This is a genomic window from Mucilaginibacter robiniae, assembly GCF_012849215.1.
Taxonomy (GTDB): Bacteria; Bacteroidota; Bacteroidia; order Sphingobacteriales; family Sphingobacteriaceae; genus Mucilaginibacter; species Mucilaginibacter robiniae.
Genome location: NZ_CP051682.1, coordinates 4267813 through 4294561, shown reverse-complemented (window position 1 = coordinate 4294561; position 26749 = coordinate 4267813). Strand labels below are relative to the sequence as shown.

Here is a 26749-nt window from a genome sequence, read left to right as displayed (position 1 = left end):
CACCACCCGCAACTAGTAAGCTCTGGCAAATAATACCCTTTGTGTTGATGGTTTGCCAGTTAAGATACATTTGCCTTCTTCTTGTTTATTATTTAATGGAATACAACGAATAGTGGCTTTAGTTTCTTCTTTTATACGTTGCTCCGTTTCAGCAGTACCATCCCAGTGTGCCGATAAAAAACCTGGTTTTTCATCCAACAGGCGTTTAAAGGTTTCATAATCGTCAACCTCAGTGGTGTTTTCAGCACGGAAGTTTAAGGCTTTCTGATAGATACTTTGCTGTATTTCTTCCAGTAAGTTTTCGATATGCTCAGCCAAACCTTCCTGCTTAACCGTTTCTTTCGTTTTATTGTCACGGCGGGCTAACTCAACCGTACCGTTCTGCATATCGCGGCTACCAATAGCTACACGTAGCGGCACGCCTTTTAGTTCATACTCAGCAAATTTAAAACCTGGACGTTGTGTATCACGATTATCAAACTTTATAGATATGTCCTTAGCTTTAAGTTCAGCAGTTAAGCTTTTTACATAGGCAGATATTTTTTCAAGCTCTTCATCGTGCTTATAAATTGGTACTACTACTACTTGTATTGGAGCCAATTTAGGAGGTAATACTAAACCGGCGTCATCAGAATGCGACATGATTAAAGCACCCATCAAACGGGTTGATACGCCCCATGAAGTTGCCCACACATAATCCAGTTTGCCCTCTTTGCTTGTAAACTTCACATCGAAAGCTTTGGCAAAGTTCTGCCCTAAAAAGTGTGAAGTTCCCGCTTGTAATGCTTTTCCATCTTGCATTAAAGCTTCAATGCAGTACGTATCCAAAGCTCCTGCAAAACGCTCATTAGGTGTTTTACGCCCTCTTACTACCGGAACAGCCAACCAGTTTTCAACAAAGTCGGCATATACATTTAGCATTTGCTCGGTTTCAGCTATTGCTTCTTCAGCTGTAGCATGTGCCGTATGGCCTTCTTGCCACAAAAACTCGCTAGTACGTAAAAACAATCGGGTGCGCATTTCCCAACGTACCACATTAGCCCATTGGTTTACCAAAATTGGTAAATCCCGGTAAGATTGTATCCAGCCTTTATACGTGTTCCAAATGATGGTTTCAGAAGTTGGCCGAACAATAAGCTCTTCTTCTAATTTTGCCTCCTCATCTACAATAATATTACCCTCACCATCGTTTTTTAAACGGTAATGCGTTACTACCGCACATTCTTTAGCAAACCCTTCTACGTGACTGGCTTCTTTTGAGAAGAATGACTTGGGAATGAACAGTGGAAAATAGGCATTGCTGTGCCCGGTTTCTTTAAACATTTTGTCCAGTACGGCCTGCATTTTTTCCCAGATAGAGTATCCATATGGTTTAATAATCATACAGCCCCTAACCGGAGAATATTCGGCCAGATCAGCTTTTATTACCAGATCATTATACCATTGTGAGTAATCTTCTTCTTTACTAATTATTCCCTTGCTCATAGTGTATATTTGGAACAGATTTTGACTATTGAAATGTGTATTATTGCTGCCAAATTTATAAATTTAAATGCTATTTAAACTTCAACTTTTAACTTCCTGAAAAATGAAAAGGAACTTTATACAAACTATTATTCTGTGTGGTGCGCTGGCATTTGCGTCCTGTTCCACCACCAACAAAATGGCATCGGCACACCGCAATGTGGACGATGATGTGTATTATAGTAATGCTCAAGCAGGTGATCAGCCTGAATACCGCCAGCCGATTAGTGACGATGAACGTTATACTACTTACAGTGGAGATGATGACGACTACTATTACTACGATAGTTATGAATCGCGCATAAATCGTTTTGAATATGCATCTCCGTTCAGCAGCTATTATGATGGTTACTACTATGGCTACACACCATATGGCTATAGCAGTGGCTACGATAATGGATTTTATAATGGTTACTACAACAGCTACAGTCCATATTATGCAGGATTTGGTTACGGGTATCCTTATGCTGGCGTTGGGTTTGGCTTTGGTTACCCATATGGCTTCGGATTTGGTTTAGGTTTTGGCTATCCATATTATGGTTATGGTTACTCCCCTTATTCAGCTTGGGGTATAGGTTATGGTGGCGGATATCCTTATTGGGGTGTTTACTCAGCTTCCAGATCTTATGCTAATAATGGCCGACCTGCAAGAGTTAGCTATACGCCAAATGGTAATTCAATTTCCGTTGGCCGCATTGGTCGTAATGGAGCTAGTGGCGTAATGTTTTCGCCTAACCGTCCATCGCGTGTATATGGAGGTGCTAATACTATCAGCCCAGGCAGAGCTGCAGCTAGCCGCTTCAATAATGGCACTTCTTATAACCCCGGAAACAGAACCATAAACACCATCTCTCGTCCGGTTGAAAGACCAGCCTTTAACCCTTCATCAAGCAGCTTTGGTGGTGGTGGCAGAAGTGGTGGTGGCACTGGCGGTGGTAGACCAGGCAGACCATAAACAAATACCTATTACATTATTTAATCTTTTGTATGAAATTTAAATATTTATTATTAGTGGGTGCTGCTACAGCACTCACCAGCAATAGTTTCGCGCAAACGCTATCACAAGTTTTTGCTAACGATGCTATCAAATACTCAGGCGGCCAGTATGGTTCAAGTGCTCGTATTAAAGGGGTCGGCAATGCCTCACAAGCAGTAGGTGGCGATGTATCTTCTATCAGTACCAACCCTGCCGGTGTCGGCTTTTTTACCCGATCTGAAATCAGCATTACACCTGAATTAAATTTTGCTAATTCGAAGTCGGTATTCTTCAATCAAAATGGCAGCGCCAATAATAGCAGCGGTAATTTAAACAATGCAGCGGCAGTTTTTTATTCCAGACTTAATACTGCCCGTGGCGCTGATAAAAACAAAGGCTGGCTAAGCTTAAACTTTGGTGTAGCTTATAACCGTACCAATAACTTCTACCAAAATGTTTATTATACCGGGCAAAATCCAAGCAGCTCTATAACTAATTATTATGCTTCATTAGCTACGCTTAACCCTTACAATACAGCAAGCAACAAAGGAGAACTTCCACAAGGCAGCTTAGAAGGCCTTGCTTATAGTCAGTATCTGATTGATCCGGTTGGATTGAGTAAAGATGGTACCTATTATGTTTATGATTCAAATGTGGCTACAGGTGTTAATCAAACAAAATTAACTAGTTCAAGAGGGGGCGAATCAGAAGTTGATTTAGCTTTGGGTGGCAATTATAGCAATAAATTTTACTTAGGTGCAAGCCTAGGGCTAGCTACACTACGTTATGATAACACCAGCACATTTATTGAAAGTGGCAACGAGTTATATAACTTTAAAACCCCTTATACATCAAATTTTATTACCGATCAATCTACCACAGGTACTGGTATTAATTTAAAAGCCGGTTTTATTTATAAACCTGATGATGTAGTGCGTATAGGTGCAACTATCAGTTCACCTACCTGGTATTCAATCAGAGATAATACTTATGAAGGTATATCTACCCGGTACACTACCCAAAGCTTTCCTGAAGACGGTACCACCTATGGAACTGATTACAATTTAAGAACACCTTGGAAAGTAAGCGGCGGTTTAGCTTTCTTCATTAAACAATTTGGCTTTATTAGCGGTGATGTTGATTACGTAGATTATAAATCAACACGTTTAAGTGGCTATGATAGCAGCAATGATGATAACGATTATATTCGTCAGAACTTTAAAGGTGCTGTTAATGCTCGTGTAGGTGCAGAAGCTCGTGTGGTTGATAACTTCTTTCTTCGTGGAGGTTACGGCATTCAAGGTACCCCTCGTAAAGATGTTCAAGGTGACGTTAAAACAGCTAGCGGAGGTATAGGTTACCGTTTTGGCAAATACTATGTTGATGCTACTTATATGCATATCACTCAAAATGCATATAACTCAACCTATGCTGTTGATTTTGGTTCAGGCAATATCGATCAGCCTACAGCAAGTTTGAAAAACAACTACAACAATATTTATCTAACAGTAGGTGTACGCTTTTAATTGGATAATCCAATTACAGTATAAACAAAGAACGCCGGCTAAAATTAGCCGGCGTTCTTTGTTTATACTGTAATCGATACAAAATTAATCCTGGTTGATGAATGAACGCAGCATCCAGGTGTTTTTCTCTTTGTACTGCATAAAGCCATTTACCATGTCATTGGTACCATCATCACCAGCATCTGCACTGGCAATTAGAATTTCACGTTCTAACTCAATCAGTGAAGCCATGTCATCAACCAATGCTTTTACTAAATAATCATCAGTTTGGCCAATGGTATCTATTTCTTTAATTTTTGAAATAGCTATATAATCAGCATAGCGGCTATATGGCGGTTTACCTAAAGTTAAAATACGTTCAGCTAAATCATCAATAGTTTGTACAGCATTGGTATACATTTCTTCAAACTTAACATGTAGCGTGAAAAAGTTATGTCCTTTGATGTTCCAGTGACAACCTCTGATTTTTTGATAATGAATATGGTAGTTAGCCAGTAATTCGTTTAATAAATCAACTACTGGGCGTACATCTTTTTCGTTTAAGCTTATTTCTTTAGCGTCCATAATATGTCTATATTTTTATTTACTCTTTGAACATGATTGCCCTTTAAGTGTTTGAAAAAAGCTATATTTTGACATAAGGATTCATTAGAAAAACCTATTTTTAATCATGCCATTATTGCAGTTAGTGATTGCTGAACATTTTGACGGCCAAGTTTGGCGAATGGAAATAGACCCTATAAACCATATACTATTTGCTGAAATACGCATGATTGCCGATCGAAATGTAAACTTTGCTGCTATTAATCTAAACAATGGTGAAACTTACTTCAAGAACTACACCGTTGATGAACGCTGGCTTACTGGTATTGAAGCTGCATTTGACGGTGTTTTGCTATTACATTTCTATCAAACCGAAAATGGACCTACTCACAAGGGTTTAGCAGCTATTGAGGCTTCTACCGGAAATTTATTATGGAGTAATTTCAACCTCAGCTTTGATCACCTAAGTATTAATGGTCCTGTTTTATTTGACAGCCGGTTACATCCCCCTAAATATAATCTGGCTGACATTAAAAATGGCACTCAGATACGCACTTACCAGCCCTCTATTGATACCGAACTTGTGCAACCTTTACTGCTGCCACAAATAATTACTATACCTAATAATCTGCCACCGCTACCTGCCGAACCTTATGGAAACAATGTGCATTATTTGGAATACAATAATCTCAGAATTGTATCTTTGCACGCGCTTCGGGCAGGTACACTCGTACAATATTTGTACATCATTAGTGGTAATAAGCTAATTTTTGAAGATATATTGAATACTAATATACAAAAGTTGCAACCCGAGGCGTTTGTTATGTACCAAAATAAACTGGTCTATATAAAAGATCGATCAGAAATTAAGGTATTGAATTTATAAACTGTATAGGTTTAAGCATGAACGTAAAGATTTTATTGCTAACAACAACACTTTCATCGTTATCGTTGTCATTATTTGCACGCACCCTATCCGATTCGGTTGGCGTTGAAAATCAAAATGGCAGAAAAGTAATTTTACATAAGCTGGATCCAAAAGATAATTATTACTCTATTGGCCGCCGTTATAATGTAACACCATCGGCTATCATCCAGTACAACAATAATGCATCATTAAGAGTAAGCAACATTATCAAAGTACCTACCGAACAGGCTTTTGTTACTTCATCAATGCCATTAAATAATGGTCAGCAAAGCCCGTATGCACAGCAAAATACAACACCAACTAGCAGCATTAGTGATGTTACGCAGTATCGGGTATCAGCCGGAGAAACGTTATATGCCATTGCCCGGCGCTTTAACATACGGGTTGAAGATATTGTTAGTTTAAACAATCTAAAATCAAACAGCTTAACACCAGGGCAAATTCTGCAAATCAAAGCAGCGGCTACACCTGCTACACAGCCTGTAGTGTTATCACATCCTTTAGCACTGTCACCACCAGCATCATCAAAACACGATAGTACAGCTATCACTGACAATTTATCAAGCAGAGATAGCGCCACTGTTGAACGCCGTTTACCAGCTAACCGCTACGGGCTAAGTGAGAAAAATGAAAAAGGAGTGGCTACCTGGATGGATGATGAAGGTATGGACCCTAACAAAAAGCTGGTTCTGCACCGTACAGCTCCGGTAGGTACTGTCATAAAAATCACCAACCCCATGACGAACCGTACTACTTATGCCAAAGTAGTAGGCAGCTTCACCGAAAATGAAATGACTAAAGACGTGATTGTTGTAATGACGAAAAGCACAGCCGAATCGCTTGGTGCATTAGACAAACGCTTTCATGTAACCTTAAGCTACGGAACACCAGCTAATGAATAAGCCCTATCTGATTGGAATTGCCGGCGGAAGTGGGTCAGGCAAAACTTTCTTTTTAAAATGTTTTCTGGAGCATTTCACTGCTGATGAAGTATGCTTGGTATCACAGGATGATTACTACATTCCTGTAGGACATACCATGACTGCTGAAGAAAATAAGCTATACAATTTTGATTTGCCTTCAACTATTGACCACAAGCATTTTGAAGAAGACATTCATCAATTGATGAATCAACAAGTTATTTACAAAAAAGAATATACGTTTAACAACTCTAACGCAACACCTAAAGTACTTGAAATAAAACCTGCTCCTATTATTATTGTAGAGGGTTTGTTTATACTGCATTTTAAAACAATAGCTGAGTTGTTAGATATGACTATCTTTATTGATGCAGATGAAAATGTAGCTCTTACTAGGCGCCTCAAACGTGACTTAAATGAGCGAGGCTATTCTAATGATGACGTCACTTACAAGTGGATTAATCATGTGGTGCCCTCCTATAAAGAATACCTGTTGCCTTATCGTGAAAGTTGCGATAAAGTAGTTATTAACAACACAAACATAGCTGAAGATATTATTAAAATAACTGATGATATTTCAGCCGAGTTACGAGAAAAGGTATTAGCCTGATAAAAACTCTAGTTTATACAGGCTTGTTCTTCTTAGCGGCAAGCCTGTATAACTCAGTTTCCCTCCTTTTCTGCCAGAGTATATTTTCTTTCTTATTCTATTCTACCTATTTATTATTACGCTGTAAAACGTGCTTAGCTAGTTAAAACAATTTTTTGCTTTTAACCTTTATCATAATATATCAAATTGAATGATTATGGTACCCTATGATGATGAACCAACCAAAGATTATCCGCACCATACCGAACAAACCGATAATGCTCCGGCAGGGGGTTATGAGGTAAAGGACGATGATGATAATCTGGAAGAAAAAGACTTAAAGCGCAGCTATATATTTGGCGACAGCCATGACGTTAACCCAAACCAGCCTGGTTATGAGAGTGAAGGTATGGGTGGACAAGCTTTTAACAAAAATAATGTAACTCGTTCGGGCGATGATTTAGCTAATCCATCACGTACCGCAGGTTACAGTAACGATTATTTCAAACGCACAGAGCCTTTGGAAGAACATCCTGAAGATAATAATTTCAAACCAACTAACCAAGAAGGAGCACCAGATATGAACGAAGGAAAAGAAGAAGTGCCTGGATACCGCGAGGCACCAGATCAACAAAAAGTAGGTGGCGTTGACCCTAACGAAGGTGGCGACCAAAGTTCAAATTCTACCGGCGGTCAGCAGTACCAAGAAGGCACAGCCGATAACGATGGCGACCGCCAAAAAGTAGGACAAGATGATTCAGATACTCCAGGTACCGCTTATTACAAACCTGAAGATGACAACGGCACGCCAGATTATGGCAGCAATAGTCCTGACGACAATAAGTAACAAAAAACAGCAGTTACTAAAAAAAGAAAAGATGATTGGTCATGACCAATCATCTTTTCTTTTTTATCCCTATTATATTTCTATTGAAACTATAATGATTTTCAAGTTATAAACTTAATAACTCTATAACAAAAGAGCTAAATTCTTTATCTACCATTTTATATTCTGGTCGATAAACTTAATCAACATATCAGACATGGCTTGTTGCTCTTTCACGTTCGGATGACCAGGTGTATTTTTGTAAGGGAAAAACACCGTAAAAATTTGATTGTCATGTAAGCCTGCAACGGCTTGCTGAATATATCCAGGCCATGGTGCACCAGCTCGGGTAGCATCCATGTTGCCCAAAGCACATATAATTTGTGCATGCGGATAAGTAGCACGAATAGTTTGTACAAACTTCTGATAGGCTTGGATAATAGTTTCAGCTGCTGGCTTTGCTGTTCCAAATCGTGCTTTAAACTGTTCATGATTCGGCATGTTGATTAACCATGAATCATTCTGAAACAGGTTGATTACTACTACATCAGGCGTATATTTGCTAAAATCCCAACGGCTTTGCGAGTCATTGGCATCTAGTCGGTTATACATCTCAGGCATGATGAGCGGGAACCAGCTAATCATTACACCAATACCGCTTTTAGCTGTACAATAATATTCAGCATCGTAGTGGCGGGCTGTAATAGCTGCATAGCTACTATAATTATCCTCAAACTCGCCAGTACCTCTATCTTTTCCTGTACTATCAATAACTGCATAACCGCAAGTGATGGAATTACCAAAAAATTCAATTTTCCGTTTTTTAGTAAACGGTGCGGGTAATATCACAGCATTGGTATCTAACTGAAAGCCATAAAACCAAGTTTTTCCCATGGCCCATTCCGTACGTTTAAATAACTCCAATTTATGCCGGCCCTCGGGTAAACCAGTAACTAATGTATATAGCTGTTTAGTAGTGCTCGGGTGTATTCTGTTGACTACTCTACCATCAACAATAACGTTATAATAGTTGGTGGTCCCTTCATCACGTAGCCAAGCTTCCACCTTCGAACTGTTAAAATCAATAACTACACTGGTGCCCGACCAAGCTAATTGTACAGAACTATCTGGCTGCATCATGATACGCCCCATATAGTGGATATGGCTGGTATCTGTGCTTTTTACCACCTTGTTTTGCGCCTTACTAGCACTTAAACTAATGACAATTGAAAGAACCGAGTAAAACAATTTCCGCATAGTGAACTTTTTTAAGTTATTGTTTTATTTAGAATAATTATAAACTACCTTTACGCCGTAAAGTGATGAGTAACGAAATAGATAACAAACCAACCGAATTTAGTTTGCAGCTTGAGCAAATGTTTGCTAAAGAGTTTACTTTTCAGCTAGACTGCGATTATAAAAAATGCTGCAAAAAATATAAAAAAGGCAAACGCTGTAAAAGCTGCCCTAAGGATGATAGATAGTAGGTATTATTTAAAAATTTAAGGCACCTATTATCAGCAGTAGCTTTGCTTTTAATAGATGCCTGTACAATTATAATTTAGTTTCCCTATAATTTATCTAAAGTAAACGTAAGTAATACCATCGCCTCCCCTATCCTGATGCTCGTCTTCCATACGGCTTACCTGATCGTACTTCTTGAAGTAATTTCTTATGAGCTTGCGCAAAATACCATCGCCTTTGCCATGAATAATTTTCAAGTTGCCGAAGCCCATCATAATAGCTCGATCCATCAGGCGTTCAATAGCTTGTAAAGCATCTTCTCCCCGCATTCCACGTACATCAATCTCTGGGTTAAAACCGGCCATATCATTAGTAGTAGAACTAAAGCTGCGGCGAATATCTTTAGGTACATCTTTACGAGATATTTTTTGCACACGCTTGCGCTTAGCTACTGTACGTAAGTCGCCAATAGCGATAATTACATTGTCTTTAGCTATCTCAATCACCTGTCCTGTTGTGTCTGAATCGGTTAACTTCACCCAATCACCAGCTTTTAATTCTTCATCATTAGCAGCAGGCTTTGGTACAGGTTCTGCCTTAACAGTATTTCTCTGCAACTCCCGGTTTAATTTTTCACGCAGATTACGGGTTTTTTCTTTATCTGCCTGGTTGCTTTTGATTTCGGCAATGGTATTTTCAACTAGTTTATTAGCATTGGTAATAATTTCTTTAGCTTGTTGTTTAGCTTCGCGTATTAATGCTTTTTGATTTTCTTCTAAATAACTTTTTAATTTCTCGTTTTCAGCTAACAGGTTATTTACTCGGCGTTGTTGGGTATCTAGCTTTACTTTATTATCGTAAATCTCTTTTTTCTCCCGCTCTAAATCCACTAGCAGAGTGTCCACCTTTTTCTGACCGCTACTAATCTTATTTTTTGCCAGATTAAGTACATTTTGAGGCAATCCTATTTTTTGCGCTATTTCGAAAGCGTATGAACTACCTGGTTTACCAATATCCAACTGATATAAAGGTTTCATTTGCACATTATCAAACAACATGGAAGCATTTTCTATCCCCTCAGTATTACTTGAGAATATTTTCAGGTTAGAATAATGCGTGGTCACCATGCCCTTAACTTTCTTCTGATTTAAGGCCTCTAAAACCGCTTCAGCAATAGGGCCACCGAACTGTGGGTCGGTACCCGTACCGAATTCGTCAATTAATATTAAGGTTTTACCACTAGCATTTTCTACAAAATGCTTCATTTTGGATAAATGTGCACTATAAGTACTTAAATCGCTTTCGATGGATTGGTCATCACCAATATCCACAAACATCTGTTTAAATACCCCTACTGTACTGTTAGCATCGGCTGGTATCAATAAACCTGCCTGCACCATCATTTGCAGCAAGCCTACAGTTTTCATACAAACTGACTTACCACCTGCGTTTGGCCCTGATACCGTAATGATGCGTACACCTTCATCAATCTGCATATTCAATGGCACTACAATTTTCTGCTCTTTTTTAAAGCTTAAAAACAGTAATGGATGCCGGGCATTAATCAATCGAATCTTGGCTTCACTAACCACACCTGGCATCTCGGCCTCAATATCAATGGCAAATAAGGCTTTTGCACGCACAAAATCTAACTTGGTTAATAAGCCATGGTACGATAACAGCAAGGGTACATAAGGACGCAGTTCGTCAGTTAACTGCGTTAATATTTTAATAATTTCACGACGGCGTTCAAATTCCAGATCACGAATACGATTATTCAAACTAAACACCTCCTCCGGTTCCATGTAGACCGTTTGGCCGGTAGCCGATTCATCGTGAATAAAGCCTTTTAGCTTACGTTTATTTTCAGCCAGTAATGGGATACATAAACGGCCATCACGTACCGTTAATGTACCATCGGCCGTCCAGCCGTTGCCAGTTGCACTTTTAAATATCTGATCAATTTTACGACGTGCGTCCTGCTCTGCTTTGGCAATACCTGAAGTAATTTCCAATAAATCCCTTGATGCATTGGGCCGTATTTTACCTTTGTTATCTATTATCTGATCAATTTTTTTCAAAATAGCTTTTTCTATGGGCAAATGCTCAAACAAAGCCTCCAAGTTAGGGTACTGACCTTCGCGCTCATTAAAATAGCCGATTACGGCAAATACGGTACTTAACGATGCCTGTATCTGGAAAAACTCTTCTTCAGACAAAAACGCACCTTCAATGCGAGCTTTATTAGCCAGTGTTTTGATATCAAAAAAATGATTGATTGGTAACGCAGCATCATTCTGTAAAATACTTTTGAACTCGCTGGCCTGACTCAGAAACTTACGTATCTGCTCATAGTTGTTCATTACCTGAATTTTATCAACCATCTGCTGGCCCATACTGCTCAGGCAATGTGCTTTTATTAGTTCCTTTACCTCGGTAAACCCTAATTTTTCTGTACTATTTTCGGGGTAAAGCATTTTGTTGTTTAGAAATAGATTTTGTCAATGAATCGTTTTTACTTTGAATGTTCTTAATCACCTTCTCGTAAATATCACTTAACTGGTCGGGTTTACGGGAGTAGTATATAAAACTTCTTCTAAACTGCGCGCTGTCGGTATGATGCTGCTTAAAAGCCATTATATACTGCCCCATACCATATTTATACAAGGTGTCGGGCGCTTGTGGCTTAACCAGCATCTGCCCATCAATTAAGTGTACTTCGATTAATACATCGGTCATTTGCTCAGGTGTTAATATACCTGGTGGTGTTTTACTGCTGCACGAGAAAAAAACCAATACTAAAAAAAACAAGATTTTATATATACGCATTCTGTAATTTAGCGGCGATTAATTATTTGCAAAATTACGCATTAAATGAGTATTACTGATAACATTACCCGTTTGAAAAACGAAATGGATACTATTAAGGTAACCCTGGTTGCCGTATCCAAAACCAAGCCGGTGAATGAACTGGAAGAAGCCTATAATGCCGGGCAGCGTATTTTTGGTGAGAACCAGGTACAGGAACTTGTAGAAAAGCATGAACAGTTACCTAAAGATATTCAGTGGCACCTTATAGGCCACCTGCAAAGCAACAAGGTTAAATACATTGCCCCTTTCATCAACCTAATTCACTCGGTTGATAGTTTGAAGTTGTTGCAGGAAATTAACAAACATGCCGAAAAAAACAATCGGGTGATTGATTGTCTTTTGCAGATATACATTGCTGATGAAGAAACCAAATTCGGTTTGGGTTTTGATGAGGCTATTGAGTTGCTGCGCTCGGAAGAGTTTACGGCATTAAAGCATATACGTATTTGTGGTTTAATGGGCATAGCCACCAATACTGACAATGAGAAGCAGATTAAAGAAGAGTTTTATGAATTACATACTTTCTTTAACGGCATTAAACAAAGCTTTTTCCGCAGAGAAGATTTTTTTGAAATTTTATCGATGGGTATGTCAGCCGATTACAAAATAGCTATTGAACAAGGCAGTAATATGGTACGCTTGGGCAGTACTATATTCGGTGAGCGCGTAATTAAACATTGGAAAAATAACTAATTTATGCAGCCACATTTAAGAGTAGCTAAAAAAGAAGACTGTCCACGCTTAATGGACTTGATTCATGAACTAGCTTTATATGAGCGTGCCCCTCAGGAAGTAACCGTAACGCTGCCTGAATTTGAAGATGCCGGTTTTGGCCAAAACCCGGTTTGGAAAGCATTTGTAGTAGAAGTAGATAACCTAATAGTAGGCTTTGCCTTATATTACATTCGTTACTCTACCTGGAAAGGCTGTCGGTTATATTTGGAAGATTTAATTGTAACCGAAAATATGCGTGGTCAAGGCATTGGCAAAATGCTATTCAACCGCCTGATACAGGAAGCACAGGAACTTGGGTTTAATGGTATGGTATGGCAAGTATTGGATTGGAATGAACCTGCCATAAACTTTTACCATAAATACGAAGCTGGATTAGAAGCTGGCTGGCTTAATGCCTCATTATCCAAACAACAGATTTTAGATTACCAATAATCATGACAATTAAACATTTGCTATTTATACTGCCGGCTATTGGTATGTCGGCTTGCATTCAAAATCATGCACCTGATGTAAAAGCAGCTATTACTACTGATACTTTAACATATACTTACAAGTCGGTAAAGCAAAAAGCTGATGACTGCGGCAGTAAACCGGATAAAAAATGTACAATAGCCTATTTTCAATATCCAGCTTTTGATAAAGCCGGCAATCTGAATGATTCTGTTGTTACGCGATTAGCTTTACTGCTGGATAACAAACGTGGTGTAGCTGGCATTCAGCAACTAACATGGGCTTTCATGAATGATTATAAAGCTTTCAAACAAAAAAATCCGTCATCTAACATAACGTTTGAAATGACAGGAAAAGCCAGCGTTATTCGACAGGATTCCAGCTTTACGTCTGTAGCATTAACTGGTTATTTGTTTAACGGCGGTGCACATGGTACCAGTACGACGCACTACATCAACTGGAATACTAAATCAGGTAAAAAAGTCACCTTAAATGATATTTTAAAACCAGATTATCAGACCGAGCTTACCAAGGTTGCCGATAAGATATTCAGGAAAGAAGAAAACCTGTACCCTACAGCATCTTTAAGCCAAGATTACTTTTTTAAAAATGGCCAGTTCAGCTTGAATGATAATTACCTGATTACACCAGTAGGTATTGATTTTCTATACAACCCAACCGAGATAAAACCATTTGCCGCAGGTACTACTACTATCACCATACCTTACGGACAAATTAAAACACTGCTTAAGCCCAATACTATCACAGCACAATACTTAAAATAATGCAGGTTTTTAAATTTGGCGGTGCATCAGTTAAAGATGCTGCCGGGGTAAGTAATTTAGCCCATATTGTAAAGCAATTTGCACATGAGCAGCTGATAGTTGTGGTATCAGCTATGGGTAAAACCACAAATGGTTTGGAAAAGCTGGCTAAAGCTTACTTCTATCAAACTGACAACATACAAGAACTATATGAGGAAATTAAGCAGTACCATTTTTCCATCATGCATGAGCTGTTTGATAGCTCATCACCTGTTTTTGATGAGATTGCCAATACATTTGTAGAAATTGATTGGATGTTGGAAGATGAGCCCCAGGATAGTTTTGATTTCATTTATGATCAACTGGTATCTATCGGCGAATTGCTATCTACCCGTATTGTAAATGCCTATTTACAGCAAGCTGGAATTGCCAGTCAATGGCTGGATATTCGAGGATACATACACACCGACAATTCTTACCGAGAAGGTGTTGTAGATTGGGATAAAACCTGCCAAGTTATACAAAAAGACATACCCGCCCTACTTCAAAAAGGTTTGGTAGTTACTCAGGGCTTTTTAGGCGGTACTTCCGAAAACTTTACAACCACATTAGGTCGTGAAGGTTCAGATTATACGGCATCTATTATAGCATCTTGCCTGCAAGCCGAATCGGTAACTACCTGGAAAGATGTATCGGGCGTATTAAATGCCGACCCTAAGCTTTTTGCTGATACGATTAAGTTTGATTCCCTATCGTATAATGAAGCTATGGAGATGACTTACTATGGTGCAACAGTGATTCACCCGAAAACGATAAAACCTTTACAAAATACCGGCATTCCATTATTGGTAAAGCCCTTTAATAATCCTGATGCTCCTGGAACCATAATTTCTGAAGTGTCTGTTCAGCAATACGACAAACCCATTATTATTGTTAAGCGAAATCAAGTATTACTATCCATAGCTGCAAAAGATCACTCCTTTATATCTGAAAATCACCTTAGTTTTGTTTATAACCTGTTTGCTAAAAATCAGGTTAAGATTAATGTATTACAAACGTCTGCACTCAGCTTATCAGTCTGCTTTGATTATCAGGATATGCGTTTTGAACCTCTACTGCAACAATTAACTACCAGCTTTAAAGTTAAATATAATCAGCACTTAACTTTATTAACTTTGCGCCACTATCAGCCTAACACTATACACGAGCTTACCAGCGGCAAAACAGTACTGCTTGAACAACTTAGCCGTAACACAGCTCAATTAGTTATGATTGAAATGTAAGCTAATGCCGCAATCAGCATAAATCAGCAGTTGCGTACATAATATTTGGAGTGATATTGTAGTTATACTATCATTAATAGCATAGCTCATTTGTAAAAATCTGTTAAATATTCCTGCTTTTACAATGGGCTATGCCTGCAATCACTTAAATTTAGCCGCATACATTTATTCCTGATTGATTGATGAAAATTTGTACCTTCTTGTCTGCCTTAGGGCTAATCATTACTACTGGTTCATTAACAGCCCATGCACAAACCGATAGTGTTGATTTAAATACTATAATTGATAAATCTCAAAAATATTTAGATGAACGCCCTGATGAAAAGGTTTACCTGCATTTTGATAAGCCTTATTATGCCGTAGGTGATAGTATTTGGTTTAAGGCTTACGTTACTACCCAGTTGCATATGCCATCGGCCATCAGCAAGATATTATATGTTGATATTATAAGCGGTACAGACTCGCTGGTGCAATCGTTGAAGATGCAAGTACGAAATGGTATGGCATGGGGTACCATTCCACTGTTCGAAAAAAGCTACCGAGAAGGTAATTACCGGATACGTGCTTATACAAAGTGGATGACTAACAATGAACCCGCTTATTTTTTTAACAAAACCATCAGTATTGGCGATGCTATTAACAATAGTGTAGTTACTCATGTTAACTATCCAAATAAGCCGGGTTCCAACAAGTTTGATGCTCGAATAAAATACCAAAATCAGGAAGGTGCTCCTTATGGCAATCGCAAAGTTACCTGGACGGTTGAGAACGATAATGGAGAACTAGCTAAAGGCAAAGGCACTACTAATGCTAATGGCTACATCAATGTTAATATTGCAGAGGTAAAAAATGCAAATGAACTAAGGGCAGCACGATTGATAACCGTAGTTGATTTAGGTAATCGTAAACAATCTACTCAGAGCTTTTCGCTAAAAACAGCCTTAGGCAATGATGATTTACAATTTTTTCCGGAGGGCGGCGATTTAGTAACTGGCGTTCGTTCTAAAGTTGGGTTAAAAGCTATTAGCCCTAATGGTATGAGCATTGATGTCAAAGGTACCGTAACAGATAATGAGGATAAAGTGGTAGCTAACTTTACCTCACAGCATTTGGGTATGGGAACTTTCTATATACTACCCGAAGCTAACAAGACTTACAAAGCCAATGTAACTTTTGCAGACGGTACAAGCAGCACTATTGATTTGCCAAAAGCAAAAACCAGCGGCTTAGTTATGACGGTCAACAATACTGACCCGGATAATCTTAACATGCGCATTGTAGCCAATGATGAATATTTTAAAGCTAATCAGAATAAAGGGATATATATAGTAGCACAAAGTGGAGGCGTTATCTGCTACGGGGCAAAAACCATATTGAACAAACAAGCTTTTGGTGCTTCTATTCCAAAAATCAAGTTAAAAACAGGAGCTATAGTTGTAACAGCCCTATCTGCAAATGGTGATCCGCTGTGTGAGCGCTTAGCCTTCATTTGGCGTCCAGCAGACCAGTTAGATGTTAACCTAACTGCTGATAAAAAAGCGTATGCTAAGCGGCAAAAGGTTACTCTTAATTTATTATCTAAAGCACAAGGTGCACCTGCTGAAAGCAACTTTTCGGTAGCTGTAGTTAATGAAACATCTACACCTTTTGATGAGAATGGCGAAACGACCATTTTAACACAAATTCTGTTGCAGTCAAATGTAAGAGGGCACATTGAAAAGCCTAATTATTATTTCACTAACATTGATGCTACCAAATTAGATAATTTAGATGCCTTAATGCTAACACAAGGCTATCGGCATTTCACTTATAAGGGAATTATAACAGGCAAGTTCCCGCCGCTTTACGCCTTACCAGAACAAGGAATTGAATTATCGGGTACATTACGTACGTTAACCGGCTTACCAGTAAAAGGTGGCAATGTTAGGTTAAGTATTGATGACAGGAACTATTCTGTTAATGCCATTACCAATTCTGACGGAACATTCAAGTTTTCAAATTTGATTTTCAGCGATTCCTCTAAAGTTACTGTTAGCGCCCGTAATAATGTACAGGCTAAAAACCTAATGATTATGATGGACAATAATGATTATCTACCGAAGTTGGATGCAAACATTAACACAGCTGATGAAATACTCAATATCGACAGTACATTAACCACTTACCTTCAAAACAGCAAAAAACTGTATGACAATACTCATATGCTGAAAGAAGTTGTAATTAAAAGTACTACTATCAAAAAAACGGTTACGCATGCCGACTACCCTGCTCTTTCAGCTTTAAATCCAATTGCCGACCATGTTATATCTCCTGAGCAACTAGGTGCCTGCAATAACTTTTTAAACTGTTTGCAAACAGCGGCTTTGGGGGTAACTTTTGTTGACAATAATTTTTATGTAACCCGCGATTATAACCAAGGTAATAAAACGCCTATGCAGGTATTTGTAAAAGGTATGGCCGTTGATGTAAATTATCTAAATTCGTTGAACGGTGCAGAAGTGGAATCGGTAGAGGTTTTTCTGAAAGATGATTTAGGTACTGTAAACCGTACTTATAATACCAATGGTGTGTTGGTAGTTAACATGAAACCTATACCTAAAGGAACACCTGTTAAGTTAAGTGACCTGGAAACCTTATTCCCGCCAAAACATACGATAACACTATCACCAAAAGGATACGATGCTGTTAAGGTGTTTTATCTGCCTCGGTATGATATTACGAAAAGCGCAATGCCGGGTAATGATTTACGGACAACTGTGTTTTGGAGCCCTAACGTAACCACCAGTAAAACAGGTACAGCTACACTGGAATACTTTAACGGTGATGGTAAAGGTACCTACCGGGCCGTGGTTGAAGGCATTGATAAGGATGGAAATATCGGCCGAACAGTGTACCGGTATCAGGTTAACTAAGATTGTAAATAGAATTAATAATTGTCTCTCTGAATCGTCCTGAAATAGGTTGACAGATTTTACGATAGTCCCAGTTACGAGAGTAGCTGGGATTTTTGTTTATAAACACTTTGCGGTGTTTTCATTATCAAAGATAAGTGTGGCCTTCGATTATTGTATAGATCAATGGCCTTTTCAGTCAATAATTTTGCATGTAGTTTTGATCTCATAACATTACCAAGGCCAAACTCTTCTTTCAAGGTCCTGTTCATTCGTTCCGCTAATGCATTTTCATAAGGGTCACCATTCTCTGTCATACTCATTTTTATTTCGTGCTGATCAGCTATACTTACATATTCTGCGCTGCAATATTGCAGGCCCCGGTCTGAATGATGAATCAACGGATATTGTTTATTTTGTCTGTTCTTAACAGCCATCTGAAAAGCCTGCTTCATTTGGGCTGCTTCCATATTGTCAGCTATAGCATAGCCCATTATCTTCCTGCTGTAGGCATCGGTAACCATATTCAGGTAACAGTTCCCCTCGTCAGTTTTAAGATAGGTGATATCACTTACCCAAACTTCGTCAGGTCGTCCGGCAACAATGCCTTTGATCAGGTTAGGGTATTTTCTTAACCAATGCTTTGACATCGTTGTCTGTACATACCGACGCTTGGGCAGAATAAGCATACTGTGCTTTCGCAGCAATGCAAACAGTTTGTCCCGACCGAACTTGATCTGCTGTGCCTGTAGACTATCTCTGATCTGGTGGTGAAGCTTTCTGCCGCCTAAGCGGGATAAGACCTTGCGCTCTTTATCGACAAGTTGTTTTACCTGTAATTCATGCGCTGCTCTGTGTGCCTGCTCTTTACAGTGTTTATAGAAATACTGTCGGCTGTATCCTAAAACTTTAGCTACTGATCCAACGGTTCGCCGTTCTTGCTTTGAGCCTGTTCTGTAGCTTCTGACAACAGGCTCAAATACTTTTTTCTGATATCTGTATGCAACTGACTATCGGCTATATCGATCGCCCGGTTCAGTATTTCTTTCTCTTGCTCCAGGCGCTTTAGCTTCTTCTCCAGTTCCCTGATCTTTTTACTGGGCGTATCTCTTTTCATGGTTTCCGATTCTTTCCAATCTAATCTACCATGTTTTCGCAACCAAACCAAAACGGTACTTCTTCCTTGGATGCCATAACGCAGTTGGGCCTGTTTGTAAGTAAGCTCGCCTTTTTCTACCGCATCTACGATCTCCAGTTTAAAAGCTAAACTGTAATCTTTTTGAGTCTTCCTTTGATAACTCTTAACTTCTTGTTCTTGCATTTGTTAACACTTATTGTGTCAACTTATTTCAGAACCTTACAGAGTATTTATAATCAAGAGGCCCCGCTAGAATAACTAGCAGGGCTTTTTGTTTATTTTGGTATTAATATATTACGACAGTAACTTGTTAGTTAGTAGTATAAGTATAAGGTAAAATGCTTAAACTTCCTGAGCTAATTAAATGAACTTCTGTAGAAACGATTTGTCCATTTGCATCGTAAGTTACAGTGGTTGCATTAAAATTGAAAGTTCCGGTAATAGTTTTGTTTGTTGTATCTATAGAGGTAATAGAAACAGTACCTGCACTCGGCTGAGCTGTTCCAACCAGAACAAAACCGTAAGTACCATTAGCTAACTTTTGCTGAGTGTAGTATGACATAGCTACGTTATTTGTTGAACCAACCTTGTAAGTACCCAACGGAAAACTATTGTCGTTAGTTGCACTACTTAATGCAACCGAAAAAATAACCTGTTTCTGGCTTTTAGTTCCTGTAAACACCAAAGTTTTGGTTTTAGTTGATGAGTTGTAAGTTATAGTAGTTTTTAGCGTATCTGGCGCCCACAAAGTACCATCTATATAAGCTTGTGTAACTCCAGGTGCATCTGTAGTGGTGGTAGTTATACTACTGCTATCCTTTTTACAACTTTGTATCACAACCGCCAGCGAAATAAATAACAGGAATAATAGAGTTTTTTTCATACATGAAATTTGCGTCTAAATTAGAAATCATTATACAGAAGCATGCATTATTTTACACATTTTAACATTTCAGCTATAAACTTCAGTAATGAGTTGAATACTTGAGTTAACCAATATGTATTTGCATATCCGCAATTGCCATACTGATAACGGAAATAAGCCTATAATATTGAGCTATGGTCTGAATCGAAATCTAAAACTTTCACCATATGGTTAGTTCTTGTCCATAATGTTAAAAGATGTTAAGCTATATGGCACTGAGTAAAATAAAATTGAACTTGCTGATTAATAATCATATGGTTAAACTTTTACTTACCACGCCATGCACTATCACAAAATCAACAACCTATTAGGATGGTTCTGCTTTGCTATTGCAGCCATCACCTACATTTTAACACTGGAACCCTCTGTAAGCTTTTGGGATTGCGGTGAGTTCATATCTTGTGCTTACCGCTTACAGGTGTCACACCAGCCAGGCTATCCACTATTCGCCATGATTGGGAAAGCTTTTTCCTTACTATCTATGAGCAACAAGGCTAAAGTACCTTATTTTACCAACATGAGTTCGGCATTAGCCAGCGCCGCTACTGTTATGTTCCTGTTTTGGACTATTACGGCTCTAGCAAAAAAGTTGTTGGTTAAAAAAGACGAAAGCATTAGCCAAGGTCAACTTTGTTTGATTATGGGTGCAGGTATAGTGGGTGCTTTAGCCTTCAGCTTTACCGATACTTTCTGGTTTTCGGCCGTGGAAACTATTGTATTTGCCTGGGCTGCATTATGCGTAGCAGTAGTAGTATGGGCGATGTTAAAGTGGGATGCACATGCTGACGAACCTGGAGCCGACCGATACTTAGTGCTGATTGCTTATGTAATGGGACTTTCCATCGGCATTCATTTGCTTAACTTACTTACTATTCCTGCACTTACATTCATTTACTACTTTCGTCGTTCAAAAAAAATCAGCACTAAAAACACCTTGATTGCTTTAAGCTGTGGTATTACTTTGCTGGCCTTGGTGCAGTTCGGTATTATTCAGTACACCGTAAAACTGGCAGCTTATTTTGACTTGTTTTTCGTAAACACCTTACACCTAAATTTTGGCAGCGGTGTTCTGGTGTTCTTGTTGCTATTAGTTGGAGCATTGGTTACCGGCATCGTTTATAGCATTCGCAAGAATAAACCCGTCCTTAACCTAGCTTTAGTTTGTATTACTTTCATTTACTTGGGTTATAGTTCATTCGCTATGATCCCCATCAGGGCTCACGCCGGCACCAATTTGAACAACTACCATCCAGACAATGCATTTGTATTGCAGCGTTACCTGAACCGTGTACAATACATTGCCCCACCTTTACTGTATGGGCCGTACTTTGATGCTCAGACTATGGATCAAAAAGATGGTGCTCCTATTTATCGTAAAGGTAAAAATACGTATGAAATTGTAGGTAAAGAACAAAAATTGATTTACGACCATAATACCATTTTGCCACGTATTTACAGTAATGACGGACAGGATCCGCTTTTTTATAAACAGTGGTTGCAACTAGCGGATGGGCAAACACCAACGTTTAAAGACAACCTGAGTTTTCTGTTTAGCTGGCAAATTTATCAAATGTATTTCCGGTACTTTCTATGGAACTTTGTGGGCCGTTATAATGATTCGGACGGTCAAACCAGTACAACTAACCTTAATGGCAACTGGACTTCCGGCTGGTTCGATAGCAGCAAACATCTGCCTAAATCAGTTATTCAAAATAATACATATACCCCATTATATGCTTTACCGTTACTGATTGGCTTATTGGGTGCAGTTTACCATTTCAGACAGAATAAAAAGGATGCTTCGGTAATTGCCTTGTTGTACTTCTTTATGGGTATAGCTATTGTGCTGTACGTAAACCAACCTTCGGTACAACCTCGCGAACGCGATTACTCCTATATAGGTTCGTTTTATGCTTTTGCTATATGGATTGGTTTAGGTGTTTTAGCAATAGCCCAATTAATACAGAAAAAATTAAAAAGCCACTATGCAGCCTTAGCTGCTACCGTAATTTGTGTATTGGCAGCACCTGTATTGATGGCTAACCAAGAGTGGAAGAATCATGATCGCTCTACTAAGTTAACGCCGCATGATATGGCTTACAATTACTTGAACTCGTGCGAACAGAATGCCATTTTGTTTACCTATGGTGATAATGATACTTATCCACTGTGGTACATTCAGGAAGTAGAAGGCGTACGTCCTGATGTACGCTTAGTAAACTTGAGCTTATTTAGCGCTGATTGGAACATCCGCCAAATGAAACATTCGGCTAATCAAGCTGCGGCGTTACCTATTACCATGAATGATGACTTGTTTAAAGAAGGTGTACGTGACTACTTAACTTATCAGGACGCTAAGCTGCCAGACTCAGTAGAACTGAAAGATATCTTTGACTTTCTAATTTCAGATAATAACGCCGCTAAGCTGGAATACAGCGATGGTACGCACATGAATTATCTGCCTACCAAACACTTCAAATTAACAGTAAACGCAAACGAAGTGATTAAAAACGGGGCGCTACCTTCTAGATTAAAAAACCATATTGTACCCGTTATGGAATGGCAGTATCCATCTAACGCCATCACTAAAGATCAATTAGCTTTGATGGATATCCTGGTACATAACCATTGGAAAAGACCTATATACTTTACCAACTCTGCTCCCGATGCCAGCATTTTAGGTCTTCGCTCTTACTTATATAACGAAGGCTTTGCTTACCACTTGCTGCCTATTAAAGCAGATACCACACAAGCGGAAACAGATCAAACAAACACCTTGGTGATGTATCAAAACATCATGAACAAGTTTAAATGGGGAAACATGAAACAAGCCCGCTATCTGGATGAGCAATCAACGCACTTATTTTATCCTTTTATCATCAGCACATTTGCAAACTTAAGTCAGAACTTGTTACAGGAAGGCCATACTGATTTGGCTCGAAAAACATTGTCTCGCTATAATCAAGTAATGCCCGACTTGTATCCTTACATTGATGTAGCAGCACGTAAAGTATATATGGCTGATACAGCCTGCCACTTGCAGGATTTTAAATTAGCCAATCAAATGCTAACTAGTGTTGATGGATACCTTAAAGACCAATTAGACTACAATTATCATCAACTACAAAATCATGCCGACACCATGAATATGCGTGATGTACAAATAGGCCTTTCTCTGTTGAATGATATGGCTTCGCTAGCCAGTAACTACCATCAATTAACTGTAGGCAACCAGTTGAAAGAGCATCTGGAAGATTATAAAAGCAAATTTGCTATATTGTTCAAACAGTAATTGGTGTAAACTAATTGATTACTTTTTTGAACTAAGTTTTTAATTGACAAATACAGGCAATTATTTATATTTAGACATTAAACCATTCAGTATGAAACTTAAACCTTTGATCTTCGCATTATGGGTAATGGTAGCTGGTGAAACAGCTTCGGCGCAAACGCAGTATGCTTGGAAACAGGCTACAGCTAATGGCTACACGTACAAATACGTAACCAGCGACCCTACTCACGCCCGATTTTACACGCTCAATAATGGCTTAACTGTTATTCTGAGTGCTACACCAAAACAACCACGCATTCAGGCCTATATTGCTGTAAAAGCTGGTAGCAAAACCGATCCGGCCAATCATACCGGCTTGGCTCACTACTTGGAGCACATGATGTTTAAGGGAACTAATAAATATGGTTCACTTGATTGGGCTAAGGAAAAGCCATTGCTCGACAAAATTGATAACTTGTATGAGCAGTACAACTCCACTACTGATGAGGTTAAACGTAAAGAAATTTACAAACAGATCGACCAAACATCGGGTGAGGCTGCCAAGTTTGCTATTGCCAACGAGTATGATAAAATGATGGCAGGTATGGGCGCACAGGGCAGTAATGCTTTCACTTCGTTCGAGCAGACTGTTTATACGGAAGATATTCCGAGCGCATCCGTTGATAAGTTCCTGACCTTACAAGCCGAGCGTTTCCGTCAGCCAATATTTCGTATATTCCATACAGAGCTAGAGGCTGTGTACGAGGAAAAGAACCGAACGCTTGACAGTGACCCGAATAAAGTTTCGGAAGCCATGTTCGCAGCACTGTTTCCCAATAACAATTATGGTCGTCAAACTACCATTGGTACCGTTGAACATTTAAAAAACCCATCGTTAAAGGCTATACGCAATTATTATTACAGCTATTACGTACCTAACAACATGGGGATAATTATGTCTGGCGATTTTAACCCAGATGTAATGATCAAGAAAATTGATCAACACTTTGTATCCATGGTTCGCAAGCCAGTTCCGGCTTATACATTTGCGCCCGAGAAGCCAATCAGCAGTCCGATTCAAAAAGATGTGTATGGCCCTAATCCTGAAAATTTAACCATAGCTTATCGCTTTCCGGGAGCTAATACACGCGATGCACAGTTATTGAATCTAGTAGGTGCTATCCTAACCAATGGCAAAGCCGGGCTTTTTGATCTGGATTTGATTAAAAAACAAAAGTTGCTAAGTGCCAGAGCATCTGCTTATACTTTAAAAGATTACAGTGCATTGGTATTACAGGGTAACCCGGTAAAAGGTCAGACCCTAGATGAAGTAAGAAGTTTAATGCTAACTGAAATCGATAAGTTGAAAAAAGGTGATTTTTCAGATGATCTGATTGCCTCTATCGCTAATAACAACAAAAAGAACATTATTTTACAAAGCGAGAACTATGGTGCACGTGCAGGTAACCTAATGGATGCTTTTACTTCAGGTGTTGACTGGCGCACCTCAGTAGCTGAAGTGGATGAACTATCAAAAATCACTAAGCCGCAAATTGTTGCTTTTGCCAATAAATACTTGAATGATAACGACTATGTAGTTGTGTACAAACACCAGGGTGAAGATAAAAACATAGTGAAGGTTGATAAACCAACCATTACTCCTGTTGCCGTAAACCGTGAAGCACAATCTGATTTCCTGAAATCCATTAATGATATGCCGAGCAATCCGGTACAACCAGTGTGGCTGGATTATGCTCGCGATATTCAGCATGCCAAAGCCGGTCAGGTAGATGTATTAGCTGTTCAGAACAAAGACAACAGCATATTCAGACTATACTACCGCTATGATATGGGTAGCTGGAATAGCAAACTGCTGCCCATTGCTGCACAATACTTACAATTTTTAGGTACTAATAAAATGAGTGCCGAAGATTTTAGTAAAGCATTTTACAAATTGGCTGCATCATACAACATAACAACCGGTACAGATATTACTACAGTAAGTATTAACGGCTTACAAGAAAATTTTAATCAAGCACTTTCTTTGTACGAGGATTTAATTGCTAATTGTAAGCCTGATGAAGAAGCGCTACAAGGCTTAAAAGTCCGTTTGAAGAAAACACGCGAAAATGCAAAGCTGAATAAGGCTGCTATTATGGCTGGTTTAATGAGCTATGCTCAATATGGAGCACAAAATCCATTTAACAATACACTAACCAACGAAGAACTGGATAACCTGAAAGCCGACGATCTGGTTGCCCTTTTACACAGTTTATCTGCTTATAAACATACTATATTGTATTATGGTCCACAAAATGCTAATGCAGCAGCTTCAACATTAGCTGTATTGCACCGCATGCCAAATACTTTTGTAGCTTATCCGCAGGCTAAACAGTTTACCCGTGTAAACCCCGACAAAACTCGTGTACTATTTGCCAATTATGACATGGTACAAGCTGAAATAAACTGGGTTCGTAACGAATCGCCTTATGATGCTGCTAAAACACCAACCATCGAATTATATAACAATTACTTTGGTGGCGGCATGAGTGGTATTGTATTTCAAACTATACGTGAATCAAAAGCTTTGGCATACTCTACTTACGCTTACTATGTATCCCCGTCTAAAAAGGAAGATCCAAATTACTTTGTAGCTTATGTAGGCACTCAAGCTGATAAATTCAACGATGCAATTAAAGGCATGAATGAACTGCTTACCGATATGCCTGAATCTGAAAAAATTGTAACTGTGGCTCGTCAAAATATTCGTAAATCATTAGAAACGGACCGGATTATGCAAGATGACATATTATTCAACTATCTGGCTGCTCAGCGCCATGGTTTAGATTATGATGCACGCAAAACCACCTACGCTGCCATTGATAAATTGAATTATGCTGATATCAAAGCTTTTCACGAAAGTGAGATTAAGAATAAACCTTTTACTTACTGCGTAGTAGCTTCAGACAAGCGTGTAAGTGATGATGTTTTGAAGAAATACGGTGAATTAATCAAGCTGGATCTAACTCAGCTATTTGGTTATTAAACCACCTAAATTCTACATAAACAAAGAGGCCGTCTCATAAGTCAAATATGAGGCGGTTTTTTATTTAGTTATGATTTTT

Annotated in this window: 20 protein-coding genes and 2 pseudogenes; 14 read left to right on the top strand and 8 right to left on the bottom strand. The window is 38.8% G+C overall.

All coding sequences use genetic code 11. The features are described 5' to 3' along the window. Positions 1-12 precede the first annotated feature (12 nt). The gene (gene proS, locus HH214_RS18745; RefSeq protein ID WP_169610231.1) at positions 13-1485 is read right to left on the bottom strand and encodes a proline--tRNA ligase; all 1473 of its coding nucleotides are present in this window, start codon (positions 1483-1485) and stop codon (positions 13-15) included. Between the two features lie 103 nt (positions 1486-1588). Here proS and HH214_RS18740 point away from each other — a divergent pair, with 103 nt between their 5' ends. Both HH214_RS18740 and HH214_RS18735 read left to right on the top strand, forming a co-directional pair. Continuing rightward, positions 1589-2479, top strand: a complete 891-nt coding sequence (locus HH214_RS18740; RefSeq protein ID WP_169610229.1) for a hypothetical protein — start codon at positions 1589-1591, stop codon at positions 2477-2479. A 32-nt stretch (positions 2480-2511) separates the two neighbouring features. Beyond that, the gene (locus HH214_RS18735) at positions 2512-4026 is read left to right on the top strand and encodes an OmpP1/FadL family transporter (RefSeq protein ID WP_169610227.1); all 1515 of its coding nucleotides are present in this window, start codon (positions 2512-2514) and stop codon (positions 4024-4026) included. 84 nt (positions 4027-4110) lie between these two features. On the opposite strand, the gene HH214_RS18730 is transcribed toward HH214_RS18735, so the two are convergent. Next, the gene (locus tag HH214_RS18730; protein ID WP_169610226.1) at positions 4111-4590 is read right to left on the bottom strand and encodes a Dps family protein; all 480 of its coding nucleotides are present in this window, start codon (positions 4588-4590) and stop codon (positions 4111-4113) included. 106 nt (positions 4591-4696) lie between these two features. Between HH214_RS18730 and HH214_RS18725 the strand changes: the two genes are divergently transcribed. From HH214_RS18725 to HH214_RS18710, 4 genes are all read left to right on the top strand, one after another. Further along, the gene (locus HH214_RS18725; RefSeq protein ID WP_169610224.1) at positions 4697-5455 is read left to right on the top strand and encodes a DUF4905 domain-containing protein; all 759 of its coding nucleotides are present in this window, start codon (positions 4697-4699) and stop codon (positions 5453-5455) included. Positions 5456-5472: 17 nt separating this feature from the next. Further along, positions 5473-6399, top strand: coding sequence for a LysM peptidoglycan-binding domain-containing protein (locus HH214_RS18720; protein WP_169610222.1), 927 nt, complete (start codon positions 5473-5475; stop codon positions 6397-6399). Continuing rightward, positions 6392-7027, top strand: a complete 636-nt coding sequence (locus HH214_RS18715; RefSeq protein WP_169610220.1) for a uridine kinase family protein — start codon at positions 6392-6394, stop codon at positions 7025-7027. Before HH214_RS18720 ends, HH214_RS18715 begins: the two co-directional genes overlap by 8 nt. Before the next feature lie 190 nt (positions 7028-7217). Beyond that, positions 7218-7853 (top strand): hypothetical protein, encoded by a 636-nt coding sequence (locus HH214_RS18710; protein ID WP_169610218.1) that lies wholly within the window; start codon positions 7218-7220, stop codon positions 7851-7853. Positions 7854-8003: 150 nt separating this feature from the next. On the opposite strand, the gene HH214_RS18705 is transcribed toward HH214_RS18710, so the two are convergent. Then, positions 8004-9089, bottom strand: a complete 1086-nt coding sequence (locus HH214_RS18705) for an SGNH/GDSL hydrolase family protein (RefSeq protein ID WP_169610216.1) — start codon at positions 9087-9089, stop codon at positions 8004-8006. A 65-nt stretch (positions 9090-9154) separates the two neighbouring features. Here HH214_RS18705 and HH214_RS18700 point away from each other — a divergent pair, with 65 nt between their 5' ends. Beyond that, on the top strand, positions 9155-9316 hold the full coding sequence (locus HH214_RS18700) for a hypothetical protein (RefSeq protein WP_169610214.1): 162 nt from the start codon (positions 9155-9157) through the stop codon (positions 9314-9316). 93 nt (positions 9317-9409) lie between these two features. Here the strand turns inward: HH214_RS18700 and HH214_RS18695 are convergent, their stop codons facing one another. Continuing rightward, positions 9410-11773, bottom strand: coding sequence for an endonuclease MutS2 (locus HH214_RS18695; RefSeq protein ID WP_169610212.1), 2364 nt, complete (start codon positions 11771-11773; stop codon positions 9410-9412). Beyond that, on the bottom strand, positions 11754-12125 hold the full coding sequence (locus HH214_RS18690) for a DUF4296 domain-containing protein (RefSeq protein WP_169610210.1): 372 nt from the start codon (positions 12123-12125) through the stop codon (positions 11754-11756). Before HH214_RS18690 ends, HH214_RS18695 begins: the two co-directional genes overlap by 20 nt. Positions 12126-12170: 45 nt before the next feature. On the opposite strand from HH214_RS18690, the gene HH214_RS18685 reads away from it, so the two are divergent. From HH214_RS18685 to HH214_RS18665, 5 genes are all read left to right on the top strand, one after another. Next, a complete protein-coding gene (locus HH214_RS18685; RefSeq protein WP_169610208.1) occupies positions 12171-12860 on the top strand; it encodes a YggS family pyridoxal phosphate-dependent enzyme in 690 nt (229 codons plus the stop codon). Between the two features lie 3 nt (positions 12861-12863). Next, a complete protein-coding gene (locus tag HH214_RS18680; RefSeq protein WP_169610206.1) occupies positions 12864-13334 on the top strand; it encodes a GNAT family N-acetyltransferase in 471 nt (156 codons plus the stop codon). Positions 13335-13336: 2 nt separating this feature from the next. Next, positions 13337-14137: an RsiV family protein gene (locus HH214_RS18675; RefSeq protein WP_169610204.1), complete on the top strand. Its 801-nt coding sequence runs from the start codon at positions 13337-13339 to the stop codon at positions 14135-14137. Then, complete coding sequence (locus tag HH214_RS18670; protein WP_169610202.1) at positions 14137-15399, top strand: aspartate kinase; 1263 nt, start codon at positions 14137-14139, stop codon at positions 15397-15399. The genes HH214_RS18675 and HH214_RS18670 overlap by 1 nt, the downstream gene beginning before the upstream one ends. Before the next feature lie 182 nt (positions 15400-15581). Then, positions 15582-18311, top strand: coding sequence for a carboxypeptidase-like regulatory domain-containing protein (locus tag HH214_RS18665; protein WP_169610200.1), 2730 nt, complete (start codon positions 15582-15584; stop codon positions 18309-18311). A 74-nt stretch (positions 18312-18385) separates the two neighbouring features. Here the strand turns inward: HH214_RS18665 and HH214_RS18660 are convergent. From HH214_RS18660 to HH214_RS18650, 3 genes and pseudogenes are all read right to left on the bottom strand, one after another. After that, positions 18386-19165: pseudogene (locus tag HH214_RS18660) on the bottom strand (IS3 family transposase); the annotation flags it as partial. Positions 19166-19422: 257 nt separating this feature from the next. Beyond that, positions 19423-19611: pseudogene (locus HH214_RS22375) on the bottom strand (IS3 family transposase); the annotation flags it as partial. A gap of 127 nt (positions 19612-19738) precedes the next feature. After that, entirely contained in the window at positions 19739-20311 is a 573-nt protein-coding gene (locus HH214_RS18650; RefSeq protein ID WP_169610198.1) for a DUF6252 family protein, read from the bottom strand. Positions 20312-20633: 322 nt separating this feature from the next. Here HH214_RS18650 and HH214_RS18645 point away from each other — a divergent pair, with 322 nt between their 5' ends. Both HH214_RS18645 and HH214_RS18640 read left to right on the top strand, forming a co-directional pair. Beyond that, a complete protein-coding gene (locus HH214_RS18645) occupies positions 20634-23645 on the top strand; it encodes a glycosyltransferase family 117 protein (RefSeq protein WP_169610196.1) in 3012 nt (1003 codons plus the stop codon). A gap of 91 nt (positions 23646-23736) precedes the next feature. Beyond that, positions 23737-26670 (top strand): M16 family metallopeptidase, encoded by a 2934-nt coding sequence (locus HH214_RS18640; protein WP_169610194.1) that lies wholly within the window; start codon positions 23737-23739, stop codon positions 26668-26670. The last annotated feature ends 79 nt before the right edge of the window (positions 26671-26749 follow it).